Origin of the sequence: Pseudomonas fluorescens, assembly GCF_001623525.1 — a bacterium.
Taxonomy (GTDB): Bacteria; Pseudomonadota; Gammaproteobacteria; order Pseudomonadales; family Pseudomonadaceae; genus Aquipseudomonas; species Aquipseudomonas fluorescens_Q.
Genome location: NZ_CP015225.1, coordinates 887,569 through 901,644, shown reverse-complemented (window position 1 = coordinate 901,644; position 14,076 = coordinate 887,569). Strand labels below are relative to the sequence as shown.

The window sequence follows — 14,076 nt, the reverse complement described above, 5'->3', positions numbered from 1 at the left end:
AAACTTATCCAGAGAGACCTTATCGACACCGGCCAAATCGCAGTGCGCCCCGTCCGGTCTCACGCCTTGAATGCCGAGCACTGCATCCACTGGATTCCCACCATGAAAAAAACTTCCCTCGCCCTGTGCCTTGGCCTGGCAACCAGCCTGGCAGGCACCGCGGCGCTTGCCAATACCGGTACCATCCACTTCCAAGGTGAAATCACCGCCAGCACCTGCCCCATCGAAGTCGTCAACCCAGGCGATGGCACCATCGGCAATACCGTTTACATGGGCAGTGTCGATGCCAGTCACTTCACCCAGGTCGGGGATGAACTGCTGGGCAAGGACTTTGTCCTGCGCGTCAAAGGCGGCTCAGGCTGTGTGATCGCCCCTGGCCAAACCGCCACTACGACCTTCAACGGTGCCGCCGACAGCAGCGGCGACTACTTTGCCGTTGCCCCGACACCGGGCCATGCGATGGGCGTGTCCATCGCGATCCGCGACAAGTCAGGCGCCGCCATCGCACCCGGCACCAGCTCCGTCGCGTACAACCTGGTCGCCGGCGGCGAAACCGACATGCTCTTCCATGCCCGTTATCGCTCGACCGCTGCCACGGTAACGCCGGGACCTGCCTCGGCGCACATCATGTTCCTTGTGAACATCATCTGATTTCCGCCCGCGCACGCCATGAGTTGCCGGTTTGTAAGCCGGACTCCCCGTGGCGCAAGCGCACTGCACCTCAGGCGCAGTCCCGCGCCTGATCCACCGGTACTTTTCTATGTTCACGTTCATCAAGCAGCCTGGGGCCGCGCGGTCAATTCTCGGCGCCTGCGCGGCACTGTCGATCTTGTTTTTCCAGAGTTCCCAGAGTCAGGCGGCGCTGAGCCTGAGCGGCACCCGCGTGGTGTTCGACAGTGACAAACGCAGTGTTTCGCTGATCATCGCCAACCCCAGCGAGAATATATTTGCCGTTCAAACCTGGGTAAACACCGCTGCCGACGACACCACCACCGCCGTCCCCTTCATGCCGTCACCCACGTTGTTCCGGCTCAACCCCGGCAAGGAGCAACAAGTGCAGATCAATGCACTCCCCAACACCTTGCCGACGGACCGTGAATCGCTGTTCTATTTCAACGTCCAGGAAATTCCCCAGGCCGATACCAGCCACGCCAACGCCCTGAATATCGCCCTGCGCACCCGGATCAAACTGTTCTATCGCCCCAGCCAAATCAAGGACAACCCGCAAGCCCGCCTCAAGGATCTGCTGTGGTCGATTGAGCAGGTCAACGGCTCGGCGCAGTTGGTGGTCTACAACCCAACCCCCTTCCATGTCTCATTCAGCCGGCTTGAAGTCAGCGACCAGCGCCAATCCGAAGAACTGAATAACCCGGCCATGTCGGCACCGCTGCAACGCCAGACATTTGCCTTGGGCCGGATCAAACCGACAGCCGGCTTGCAGGTCACTTTCGCCACAGTCAATGACTACGGCGCTTTCAGCGCGCCTTTGACCGCCCCCGTGCAGCTCCCTCCAACACTGTGACGCCATGCGCTCTCGGACACTTTTAATGACTCGACTCTTGAAACGCTCGGGTATCGGCGGCGAAGCACGCCTGGCACACTGGGTCGCCCTGGGTGCCAGTACGGCACTGCTCGATATCACACCCGCGCTGGCCGATGCGACGGTTGAATTCCAATCCGGTTTCCTGCGCCAGCATCCGGAATACACCCGCGATGCCGGGGCATTGGCACTCAGTGCGCTGGGCCAAAGTCAGGACCTTGGACCGGGGCGCTATCGGGTCGAACTTCAAATCAACCGGCGCTCCTTTGGCCTGCGTGAGCTCGACTTCAGCCTCAGCCCCGAGGGCGACCTGCTGCCCTGCCTATCGTCCGATTTGCTTCAAGAGTTGGGCGTACGTCTCGACGGCCTGGCCGACAACCAAGCGCTGAACACCGACTGCATCGACCTGGCCAGCGTAATCCCCGGGGCCAATATCGAATTCGAAGGCGCCAAGCTGTGGTTGTCACTCTCGGTTCCTCAGATCGCCATGCGCAGGAATCAGTCAGGTTATGCCGACCCCGAGCGCTGGGATCACGGAATCAACGCGGCCTTTATCAATTACCAGGTGTCGGCGCAGCAGAGCAATCATCAACAAGGCGGCTCCAGCCAGAGTGATGACCTGTACCTCAACAGTGGGCTGAATCTGGGCGCCTGGCGTTTGCGCAGCAACCAGACGTTACGCCGCAACGAACAGAACCAACGCGAGTGGAGCAGCGCCTATACCTATGCCCAGCGCGATCTTCCCGGCTTGCAAGCCAATCTGACCCTGGGTGAAACCTTTACCCGGGGCGATGTGTTCAGGAGCCTGCCCATCAAGGGCGCAATCATTGCCTCGGACCCAGACATGCTGCCCGATGCCCTTCAGGGGTATGCCCCTGTCATACGAGGCGTGGCCCAGACGCGGGCCAAGCTCGAAGTCCTGCAAAACGGTTACCCGATCTACTCCACCTATGTCAGCCCCGGCGCTTATGAAATCGATGATCTCACTACCGTGGGCGGCAGCGGTGAACTGGAAATCGTATTAACCGAAGCCGATGGCCAGGTTCATCGCTACACGCAGCCTTACGCCACACTCAGCAATCTTTTGCGCGAAGATCTCTGGCGTTACAGCGCGACAGTCGGGCATTACAACGCCATCAGCGAGGGTGACCACCCTCTGCTCTGGCAAGGTACGCTGGCCTGGGGGCTCGGCTGGAGCACGACGTTATATGGCGGCGCGATGGGCAGCGACTTTTATCGGGCCGTCACATTGGGGGCCTCCCGGGACTTGGGTGCGCTGGGCGCCCTGGCCTTGGACCTGAGTCACTCCGATACGCAGGCAAGCCAGGACGTGCAAGGCAAGAGTTACTCGGTCAAATACGGCAAATCATTCCAAAGCGGGACCCAGCTGCGTTTCGCTGGCTATCGCTATTCCACCGAGGGTTACCGCGATTTCGACGAAGCTGTGCGCGACCGCGAGCACGACGTCCGTTTTTTCGGTAGCCGACGCAGCCGCCTCGAAGCGGCAATCAACCAGAAAATCGGGAAACACAGCTCCGTCAACCTGACGTTCTCGCACCAGGATTACTGGCAAACGAATAACACCCAACGCCAGTTCCAGTTCAACTTCAATACCCAACACAAAGGCGTGACCTATAACGTCTATGCCTTGCAATCGCTCAGAGATAACGACAAACGCAACATGAGCGAGCAGCGCCAAATGGGGTTGAGCGTATCATTGCCGCTGGACTTCATGCCTTCGAGCACTGCCACGTTCGACGTACAGAACAACGCCGGACGCCATAGCCAGAGGGCCAGCCTGAGTGGTAACAGTCTTGAGAACCGGCTCAACTATCGAACCAGCATCAGCCACGACTCGCAACAGCGACAGTCAGCCGAGTTGGCTTTAGGTTATCAAGGGGCCACTGGCAGCGTCGGCGCCGGGATCACTCAAAGCAGCCACTACCGCACGACCTCACTGAACGCCAGCGGCGCATTGCTGCTTCATGCCGATGGTATCGAAGCTGGCCCGTACCTGGGAGAAACGCTGGCGTTGGTTGAAGTACCGGATATCCCCGGTGTGGGAGTCAAGAACGCGACGGGCGTGAAAACCAACGCCCAAGGCTTCGCGCTGGTCCCTTACCTGCGGCCCTATCGAATGAACCAGGTGTCCCTGCAAACGGATGATTTGGGCCCTGAAATCGAGATCGACAATGGCACAGCGCAAGTCGTCCCACGCCGCGGGGCCGTGGTCAAGACCACCTTCACCGCGCGTACCATCAATCGCCTGCTGATCAGCGGGCAGACGGCTAACGGCCAGGCCCTGCCTTTCGGGGCTCAGGTCAGCGATGCCCAGGGCACTGTTCTGGGTACCGTGGGCCAGGCCGGCCAGGTATTGCTCTCTGTAGGGCCCGAGCCACAACAACTTAACGTGCGCTGGGCACCGGGCGACGCCCCTCAATGCCGGCTGGACGTCAATCCGCAGACGATGGAGCAGGTGCAGGGCTACCGCATTCAGGCGCTGACATGCCATTGACACGCGCCACCCAGCCACTGGCAAACAGCCTATTGTCATGCCCGATCCCACAGGAAACACCATGAAACAATCGACACGACTGCTGCTGACATCCCTGGTGCTGGTCACCGGCAGCCCGACTTCATCCGCATTCGCCGCCGCCGATACTTGCTGGTGGGAGGCCGGAAGTGGCCCCCTGAATTTCCAGCCTCAATTGGGCACGCTTTATGTCCCTCGGGACGCTGCCGTAGGAAGTGTCATCGGCACCTTGAACAAACACACCTTCACCAGCGGCGGTGGTTCGCAACTGGACTGCAGCGTCGATACCCCCGGCACCATCCTCAACTTCCAGGCCCAGCCAACCGCCCCGCTGTTCGCCGGCCAGTTGCCGCCGGTTGACGGGTTCGATGTGAACGGCAAGGTATTCAACACCAATATTCCCGGCGTGGGCGTCTTGATCCGCCTGGATTTTCCCTTCGATGGCAGCGGCAACAACACCTTCATCCCCATCGGCGGACCGACCTATCGCCCGATCGTGCCCTTCGATGGCTATCAGGACCAGATCACCACGTTCATACGCTTTACACTGCGCAACCTGCGGACCTACACCACCCTGATCAAAACCGGCCCCATTGCGACCGGTCCCAACCCACTGGATGGCCGCGAGCTGTTCAGCGGGACCTTTACCGGCGTCGGCAAAGGGTTCGGCGTAGGCCCCGTGGGCACGGTGATTCAGGCTCATTGCGGCATCTCGGGCAACCCGGTAAGCGTCAATCCAGTGCCACTAGGGACCTGGGACACCTCCGAGTTCACAGGCCCCGGCTTCGGCACAACCCTTGCGCCTTTTACCATCACGCTCAGCGCCTGCGAAGCCGACCCGTCAGATGGCAATATCGCCGTCGCAACGATCAAGCTCGATGGTGTTCTGGGGTCCGTCCCCGTTGATGAAAACAACGGCATTTTCAGCCTGACCGCAGACTCTGGAGCATCGGGCGTAGGTGTTCAGATCCTCAGGGGCGACGGCCTGACCCCTGTCGCACTGGGTATGGAGGTTCCCCTGGTGCCCATCACATCCGGCACGACGGTGCTGGACTTCAACGCACGCTTCTACCAGTTAGCGCCTCACGTCGGTCCCGGTGTGGCCAAAGGCGCGTTGAACTTCACCATGACCTACAAATGAGCGCGAGGCGCATCGCTGAAACGGTAATACCTCATGCTCAAGGGTCAGTTGGTTAATTGAGGATCTATGCTTGGAAAGTCGTGCCAGGTCTGCTTATTGTCAAAGCTGACCTTCGCGATGAAGGTGAGCTTTTCACCGATTTGAAATCTGCGAAGCTCCGTCTTGAGTATCTGTCCTGCTTGCATTTCACCCACCGAAGTCACAGGCTGAGCATCGAGAATCGTCACGGTGTGAGCGCCTCCCGCACTCAGCAATCCCCTCATCTCGACCCTGAGGAACTGTGACGTCGCCATGTACTTCCAGCTACCCAGCCTGAGAACAGCCGCCCCGCCCTCGGGAATGTTGGCCAAGCTCAACGTCGTCGCATTAAAACTGGTGGACTGAAGGACCGGCAACCCGCCGCTCAGGCTGGAGATCGTCAGGCTGTGCGTCTGAGACACAAGCGGTGTGGGAATATTGGGACCGGTCACCTCGAAGATTATCGGTATGTTTTTTCGCAGGTTTCGGGCGACATACTCCTTGGGAATGCGGTACTCCCGCCCTCCTGTGACGATGGGTGTGTCAGCGCGATAGAATCCGAAACCACCTTCTTCACCAAACAGTACGGCGGCGGTCTCCGTATCCGAGATGATCGCGTTTTGAGGGATGGCAACAATGACGCCATTATTAACGACAGCCGCAAGGTTCGGATCGAGCCGACTGGCCTGCGGGTTGCCGGAGGCTTCTCTCACCCATGGATAGGACAGATCACGCGGTGTCGGTGCAGCCTTCACATCCAGCTCAACCCGCCCCGACAACTCACTGATGTTCCCCGCCCGGTCTTCGACACGATATCGCGCATACCCCACACGATCGCCAAAGTCGCGAAACGCCTGCCCCTCATACACGCCCTCAAGAACGTTGGGTACCGGGTGCGGAACAGTCAATTCACCGACCTTTAGCTGATCTGGCTCTCCGGTTCCGTTTTTTTCGTTCAAATACAAGGTAATGATATCGCCGACCTTGGGACCACCCCGCTGCTCATCATAACGGGGGATACCGACCTTCACTTGATCGTTGTTCTGCTCTAGATACTGGGCCGTTACCCCACCTGTCAGGATCGCTTCAGGAAACTGCGCAAGGTCGTCGGTCTGGTTGAGCAGCGGCTTGAGGGTATCGATGGTTAGGGTAAGATCAAAAGAGTCAGCCTCGGCCAGGTTGTACAGGTGTAGAAAATAATAAAGTGAATGTTCACCATGGATGAGTAAATGGACCGGAACATAAAATACCCGATCCGCATCGGGCACCTGGGCGGTCCAGGTCTTTGTTTCCAGATCATCGCCTCCCCAATACAGCGTGACCCACTCCGGCTCATGGGGCTTGGGACAGGAATTCAACCACTTGGGAATAGTGATGGGCAAGGGCGCTACCAGGGCGCTCTTATGCAGCAGATTGGTTTCGCCTCCGTCGATATTTGGCAACGCCACGACCGTAGGCGGATCGTAAATCGGGACTTGGTTTTTGCCGAACGTACTGGAATTTTTCGAATTTGACATCATGGACCCTCCTATCAACACATGAGTAACCACGCCTCCAAAGCCACTACTGTCCAGAGAAGCCCATTAGATTCCAAAACCAAACCGTTGAGTACTAACAGAACTGCTCAGTTGACAGACTCCAAAAAAGAGTTCATGAAAAATGAAACAAGGACCGTTACGGTCCTTGCTCGTTTGACTAACCCTCATGCCGTCTCGTGAAAACAATCCACGGATCTGACCTTTTAAACAAAGCTGATCAGAACTTGTATTCCACGCCGAAGTTTATTCCCCATGGCTGATCAATCTTTTTGCCTTGGCTGTAATCGACGTCGGCGTGCACTTGCACTTTATCCGCGACTTTCATGGCAACGCCACCTCCCAACTCCAGGCGAGAACCGGAAAGGTCATTGTTGAAGCTTGTACTATTGACCTTGACCTGATTGTCTTTGGCGAACTCGTTGACCAGCGCTGCCTTGAGGTAAGGCTGAAGCATCTGTCCATTACCCAGGTCGATATCCCGACCGGCACTTGCACCCACTTTGCCCAGCAAGGAATAACTCCGGTTGCCATCGGCAGCCATGCCATTATCCAATTGGTAACGTTTGCCCTGAACCGCCAGCGCCGAGACTTGCCCAAAAGGCTCGATGAAATAACCTTCGTCCAACTTGATATGCCGACCAAACTCCAGCGTGGTGCCCAATCCATGGGTGTTGTACCGCCCCTTGGCCTGTGCCCCGTCACTGAGACTGACCTTGGACTCATTTTGGAAGCGGTTGAACTTGAGCACGCCGTCGAAGTAGTAACCGCTCTCGGCGTCCAGCCAAGTGGCGTAAGAACCGACATAAAAGCTGTTGACCGTGCCCGAGGTCCCATGAATCAGGTCCAGGTCGGACCGGCTATAACCACCCATCAGGCCAAACACCCACTGTCCATCCCCAACTGACGGCACGGGGGTATCCACACCAAAAGCCAATCCCTGCTGGGTCTGCCTATAGGCCATCCCGGAGTCGGCAGAAACATCGAAGCGGTTGCCATACGCCCGCATCCAGCCGCCAGACTGCCCCTGGTTCATCCGCACTTCGCCCATGCGCGAACGCAACGTGCTCAGTTCGCCATACCAGGCCGTACGCGAGGCATCGAACAGCGCCAGCACCGAGGCCGTACCAGGACTGATGGTTTTGCTCGCACCATCGAGATACCAGTCATTGGCGCCATCCTTGAGCAAATCATAAGAATAAGTACCCAAGTCTACCCGGCCATTGATCAACGAGAACGCAGCATCGCCGCTGGCTGCGTGGACGACATGGATGCGCTGGTTGGTCAGCGTCGGTTCCACACCGGTACTGGCCACGTCAAGCGTATGAGTACCGGTTGCTGTCCCCGTGATATTCAGAAAATCGGCTTGCCCGTTGGAAAAGTCCGCATGCATGATGAAGTTGCCGTTACCGCTGAGATTCTCCACCGACAAGGTATAGAAACTGCCAGGCTGACCAAACTGAACCTCCCCCCCTGCCATCGACAGATTCTTTAGCTGACTGTCTTCGACCATGACCCATTTGCCCGAGCTATTGACCGCCAGGGTATCGACGTTCTCCAGGCGCCCGGTCAAGGTGGCGAAGTTGCTCAAGGCCACCTTCGCGATACTGCCCGCTTCAGCCACCACATCACCGAGCAGAACGCTGTTATCGACATTCAGCGCCGCCATGCCATCGTTCGTAACTTGCAGCATCACACCATCGCTGCCCTTGAGGGTCGAGCCATTGCTCACGTCGATCACCGCTTCGCGATCAGGGAGTCCGGCAACGCTGCTCACGACGATGGCCGCACCATTCAGGCCTTCGACATGGCTGGCATCCAGCGTTAGCTGGTTTCCCTTTACCGAAGAGATGTCATTACGCAAGACAACACCGTTCTGACCGCCCGTGATTCGGGTGTTGTTGCTGGCCTGGACCGCGCCACCGAAACTGACGATACCCGTGCCCGTGGCACCCGTTGCAGTCACCGTGGCGTTGCTCAGCGTCAGCTCACTTGCAGCACTGAGGGAGGCGCCGCGGGCGCCGCCGATGAGCGAGCTGTCCGTGACCGTGGCTTTGGCCCCCAACACATTGCCCGTCAAGGCCAGCGCTATACCGTTGCTGGTCACGGTGCTGTTGGCGGCAATGTTTGCAGTACTATCGACCAACTCCACGCCGTTACTGGATCCACCTGTGACTGTCGTGCCATTTAGATTGACCGTGCCACCGATAGCCACCTGAATATCCTGGGTGGAGGCACCATTGGCGGTCAGGGTGGAGTTACCAAACAGCTGATAATTGTCGGGACTGCCCCCAGCGCCAATGGTCAGGTCTTCGTCCGTCAATGTACGGGCCTGAGTGAATTGACAGACCATGATAAACGGGGCAACGGAGGCCAGCGCAAGACACCGCGATATAGGGTTTAATGCAAACGTGCAATTGGAAAATATCATGCTCGATTCCCTGGAGAAGGAAAGTTAATTCCAAGTGTCATATCCAGGCTAGCAACTCGCCGGGCAACACTTAATACGGCCGGCGAGTCTATAGATTAGCCCTGTGGGCATATGTAGGACTTTTCTGATTCTCTACCGACAACTCCTTCTTTGATCACGCAAAAGTAAACAGACCTAACTCCAGCGGCAAAGGGGGCGCACCTTCACCGCCGGATACGTGATGATGATCAAGGGATTGGGCACGAGCCGTGACCTAGGAACATGGTCACCCGCGCCTCGCTCTCCTCAGAAGTAATCGTCTCTCCATCTACAACATAGGAGTAGGTGATTCGCCCTCGCCCCTCACTGCCCCCCGGACCAAATGGGTCATACGTGGGCAGAAGGTGCGTTGCGTAGGGTCGTACCAGCCAGATGAAGCCTGTCACCGGCCAGGTTGTGTCATCCAGGGTGACCGGTTCATCCTTCTCGGCCCCATCGATCGGCGTTTCTCCAGCAGTACCCGCCAGCGCGACCCAGTGCAGGGTCACCACATCCCCGATGCCCAAGTTGTAAGGCGGGCCCGATAGATCAGGCACTTGCACACGAATGGCGTAGTCGGGACCATAGAGCGAATCGCAATTCAAGAACGGGCCGTCTATATCGGGAAAGGTCGGCGCAGCGGGCTTGAAGATGACCGCGTTCACCTCGACCGGCGTGTCGTCCGAACGTTGGCGGTTGGGAGAGTTGGGAGAATTGATCCAGTACCACACCGGCACCTCGTCGCCATTGCCGCCCCTGTGGATGTAGGGCCACGGAATGACTTGCGTTTTTTCATAGCCCTCTTTATCAGTGGGCAAGACCGTATAATCGGCTTCGACGACGTGCTCGCCGTTCCAGTAAATCTTTACGATCTCGTCCGCCTGCACATTCGGGTACAACTTAAATACAAAGTTGGCATTTTTATTATTGTGCGCTCGGGTCAAAACGTTAGGCGTTGTTGAATTCTCGCCAAAGACGTCACCCAATGGGATGTCACCATTGATCGGATCAGGCCAAGGATCGATGGGCGTGGGCCCCGGTAGCCAAAAATTGGTCACGACCGTAATCCCTGTTTCAATGTCCGAACCATAGGGCTCCGTGCCTCGAAGTACGCGATAACTTACTTGAATACTAATCGGCCCGGTCGCAGTGCCGTATTCGCTTCGCAGCACGTCGGGGTCGATGCGGATGCTCTTGGTTGGGGCCAAACCCATGGTTTCCAAAGGAAGCACTGTCGTTCCCCAGGTCACCTCAATGTAATCGGTCCCCTTTCGCCCCGTATAGGTTTTGACGACTGCATCCACGCCATCCAGAGCATCTTGAAAATCGAGGAACCCCTTGAATGTCGCTTGCGGTACTTCGACTCTTTGAAGATCAGGGGGCGGCCAAGTGCCCAAGGCCACGCCCAAGGCGGTTACGTCAGACAGCGGAGTGCGATTCTGCGCTTTGTCGCGCAGTGCATACACCGCATAGCAGCCACCATCCCCCAACTCCCGAATGATGTTGACAGGTATCCGTAATGTCAGGTCATTCGGTACAAAACCTGTGACCGTAGGCGGGGTACCGGGCAGGTTATCCGGCAACGGGAGTGTTCCGTAATACAGAAAATATTCATCGCTTGCCGCGCGGTCGTCATATTCGTCAAGGATCGCCGGAACCCCAAGAGGATTAGCCGCCAAAACAGCATCGGTGATGGGGGACGTAATGGTTAACGGTTTGGGCTCCTTATGGTTATAGGGGGGCGTGCTATCGAAAATACGAGTGGTGGGTAGTGACTTGTCGCGGCCGTTGTTGTAACTCTTTAAATACGCTCTGAATGTATAAACGCCATCGAAGGCAAAGTGCTTGCGCTCAAGGGTCAGTTCAAACGGAAAAGCGGTTTGCGGGTCGACCGGAAAAGGAAAGCTTCTTTCAGCAACGTCTTCATAGTCTGCTTCAGCAGGCGTCGCACCCGAAGCGAACTGCAAATACATGATCGACGCATCATTCGGAAGTGCCGGCAAGTCAGAGAAACCCAAGAATTTGACTTGCAGATCCCTATCCAGATCTTCGCCATGGAGCGTACCGTCTGTGCTATCAACCAGCCTGGCCAGAAGCTCAGGAGGGTCCAAAGCCTTGGGTCCTGAATGCTGTTCACGTCGCTGCGCGAGGTAGTCAATACGAGCCTGCGCCGCACTGGTTTTCTTGTCCACGCTTGCCATATCCGATTCTCCTGATATTCAGACCGTCGTGATTGGAGCTACCGCCGTAAAGCTCGGCACACAATGCCCATGGACATCTCGAAGCGTTTCACATCGACCAATAGGGCCTGCGACTGATTGAACGCCCTCTTTCATATCTTGGATACTGTCAGAGTTGACAGGTCGTCCTTTTACAGAGCCCAAGCAGCGACTGCCCGCCAGAAAAGCCGGGGGTTCAAACCAAGGAACTATTCGCCAAGCCCGGGCCGCATCCCGTGCCAGCACATTTAGTTAGCCTGCTTTCTTTTATCCTCACCTCGCGCCATGATGAGGCTCTCTTACCGCCGCCCGCGAACGAGCCCCATGCCCACGCCCTCCTCTGCTCCCAGTTCCCTATCGATCACCCTGCAGATCGTCTCCATCGTTTTCTACACCTTCATCGCCTTTCTCTGCATCGGCCTGCCGATTGCCGTGCTGCCCGGGTATGTGCACGAACAGCTGGGCTTCAGCGCGGTGGTGGCCGGGTTGACCATCGGTTCACAGTACCTGGCGACCCTGCTCAGCCGTCCCATGGCCGGGCGGTTGTCGGACAGCGTCGGCACCAAGCGCGCCATCGTCTACGGGCTGTCGGGGATTGTGCTCAGCGGCGTGCTGACGCTGCTCTCGACCTTGCTGCAAAGCTTCCCGCTACCCAGCCTGCTGATCCTGATTGCCGGCCGCTTGCTGCTGGGCGTGGCCCAAGGCCTGATTGGCGTGGGTACGATCAGTTGGTGCATGGGCCAGGTCGGCGTGGAGCATACGGCTCGTTCGATTTCCTGGAACGGCATCGCCTCTTATGGCGCCATCGCCATCGGCGCGCCGCTGGGGGTGGTGATGGTCGGTGAGTTGGGCTTCGCCAGCCTGGGCGTCGCCTTGTCGTTGCTGGCCGGTGCGGCGCTGTTGATGATTCGCAACAAGCCGTCGGTGCCGGTGATTCGCGGCGAGCGCCTGCCCTTCTGGGCGGTGTTCGGGCGCATTGCGCCGTACGGGGCGAGCCTGAGCCTGGCTTCGATCGGCTACGGCACGCTCACCACGTTCATCACGTTGTTTTACGTCAGTCGCGGCTGGACCGGCGCGGCCTGGTGCCTGACGGTCTTCGGCATTTGCTTCATTCTGGCGCGGTTACTGTTCATTTCCAGCATCGCCCGCTTCGGTGGCTTCAGCTCGGCCATTGTCTGCATGAGCATTGAAACCCTGGGGCTGGTGTTGCTTTGGCTGGCGCCTTCCACCGCGTTTGCGCTGATCGGCGCGGGGCTGGCGGGCTTCGGGCTGTCGCTGGTGTATCCGGCGCTGGGTGTGGAGGCCATCAAGCAGGTGCCGAATACCAGCCGGGGCGCCGGGTTGAGTGCCTATGCGGTGTTCTTTGACCTGGCCTTGGCGATTGCCGGTCCGTTGATGGGGGCGGTGGCGTTGAACCTGGGGTATTCGTCGATCTTCTTCTGCGCCGCCTTGTTGTCCGTCACTGGACTGGGCCTGACTCTGCTGCTGCGTCGCCGAGCTATAAACGCACCTTATTGATCGGCCGTCCTCATCCCCGCCCGGGTTGGCTTGCCCAAGGCCTCGCCGAAGAAGCGACTGGCCTCGGAAATCATGGTGCGGTGGATGTCCTTGCGGTCGACACCGTCAGCATCCGTGCAGAGCGCGGGCATCGCGGCGATCTGCTCATCGGTGCAAGGTGCGAGGAAGACAAAATGGCCTGCGCCGGCCAAGGTCTTGAAATCCGGTGCGGTGGGCAGCTTGCGGGCCAGAGCGGCAGCATTCTTGTCGAAAGCCACGAGCTTGTCGCCATCGCCGCTGTACAACAGCACCGGCACATGGACATCGGCCAGGGTATGACGGCCAAACTTCAGGCTCAACGGTGCCATCAACAACAATGCCCGGACCCTGGGGTCGGCCACCGGTTGCAGGTCATCGCGATCAGCGATCAATTCGCCTTGGGTATTGCAGGCATCACGGTCGTCCGGCCGCTCCACGCAGTAGCGGCGCAGGCGATTGAGGTCCGGCGTCGCACCGGACAGGATCAGCGCGGTTTCGCCACCGGCCGAATAGCCGATCACCCCGACCTGCCCGGCGTTGACGAACGGCGACAGCATCGGATCATTGAGCGTGGCGGTGATGGCTTCGGAAATCTGGATCGGCCGCCCGTACAGGTTGCTCAGGGTGCCAAGCCGGCTGTGATCCTGGGCATTGTCGCCGGGATGAATCACCGCCACCACGACAAACCCCTTGCGTGCCAGGGAGGTGGCCAGGTCATGCAGGGCCAACGGCGTGCCGGTGTTGCCATGGGACAACATCAATAGCGGGAAACGGCCGATGGCGATCTGGGCGTCCGGCGCGGCATCGATCTGGTAGCCGCCCAGCAGGCTGGATTGTTCCCGGTCGGTGGACGGATAGAAGGCGATGGCGTGCATCGGTTGCTGATCGAGCGGATCGAGAAAACTCAGCTCATGGAAACCGGCGCTCCAATGCGGATGTGGGCCCGGTGCGGCCTGCACTGAACCGAGACTGGCAAACAAGCAAAGCAGCAGCGCCGCACCAAAACGTATCATCGAATCATCCACCTTCACCAGCGCACGGGAAGGCCCCGTCGCTCGCAGTCTTGGCCGTGCATAACCTGCGCCAGAAATCCAGGCGCCGAATG

Annotated in this window: 9 protein-coding genes; 5 read left to right on the top strand and 4 right to left on the bottom strand. The window is 58.4% G+C overall.

What is annotated here, in order from left to right:
- Positions 1-102 precede the first annotated feature (102 nt).
- The 4 genes from TK06_RS03885 (at position 103) to TK06_RS03870 (ending at position 5,214) form a co-directional block, all read left to right on the top strand.
- A complete protein-coding gene (locus tag TK06_RS03885) occupies positions 103-651 on the top strand; it encodes a fimbrial protein (protein ID WP_063320906.1) in 549 nt (182 codons plus the stop codon).
- A 109-nt stretch (positions 652-760) separates the two neighbouring features.
- Positions 761-1,522, top strand: coding sequence for a fimbrial biogenesis chaperone (locus TK06_RS03880; RefSeq protein ID WP_063320905.1), 762 nt, complete (start codon positions 761-763; stop codon positions 1,520-1,522).
- Between the two features lie 25 nt (positions 1,523-1,547).
- Positions 1,548-4,055, top strand: a complete 2,508-nt coding sequence (locus TK06_RS03875; RefSeq protein ID WP_063320904.1) for a fimbria/pilus outer membrane usher protein — start codon at positions 1,548-1,550, stop codon at positions 4,053-4,055.
- A gap of 61 nt (positions 4,056-4,116) precedes the next feature.
- On the top strand, positions 4,117-5,214 hold the full coding sequence (locus TK06_RS03870) for a fimbrial protein (protein WP_063320903.1): 1,098 nt from the start codon (positions 4,117-4,119) through the stop codon (positions 5,212-5,214).
- 44 nt (positions 5,215-5,258) lie between these two features.
- On the opposite strand, the gene TK06_RS03865 is transcribed toward TK06_RS03870, so the two are convergent.
- The 3 genes from TK06_RS03865 to TK06_RS03855 all read right to left on the bottom strand — a co-directional run bounded on the left by TK06_RS03865 (position 5,259) and on the right by TK06_RS03855 (position 11,417).
- Positions 5,259-6,752: a hypothetical protein gene (locus TK06_RS03865; RefSeq protein WP_063320902.1), complete on the bottom strand. Its 1,494-nt coding sequence runs from the start codon at positions 6,750-6,752 to the stop codon at positions 5,259-5,261.
- Positions 6,753-6,987: 235 nt separating this feature from the next.
- Entirely contained in the window at positions 6,988-9,120 is a 2,133-nt protein-coding gene (locus TK06_RS03860) for an autotransporter outer membrane beta-barrel domain-containing protein (RefSeq protein ID WP_086936558.1), read from the bottom strand.
- Positions 9,121-9,425: 305 nt separating this feature from the next.
- Positions 9,426-11,417, bottom strand: a complete 1,992-nt coding sequence (locus TK06_RS03855) for a hypothetical protein (RefSeq protein WP_063320901.1) — start codon at positions 11,415-11,417, stop codon at positions 9,426-9,428.
- A gap of 342 nt (positions 11,418-11,759) precedes the next feature.
- On the opposite strand from TK06_RS03855, the gene TK06_RS03850 reads away from it, so the two are divergent.
- Positions 11,760-12,953, top strand: a complete 1,194-nt coding sequence (locus TK06_RS03850; protein ID WP_063320900.1) for an MFS transporter — start codon at positions 11,760-11,762, stop codon at positions 12,951-12,953.
- Here TK06_RS03850 and TK06_RS03845 read toward each other — a convergent pair.
- Positions 12,947-13,984 carry an alpha/beta hydrolase family protein gene (locus TK06_RS03845; protein WP_063320899.1) on the bottom strand — a complete coding sequence of 346 codons (1,038 nt, stop codon included), beginning with the start codon at positions 13,982-13,984 and terminating at the stop codon, positions 12,947-12,949. The two genes, TK06_RS03850 and TK06_RS03845, sit on opposite strands and share 7 nt — an antisense overlap.
- Positions 13,985-14,076 lie beyond the last annotated feature (92 nt).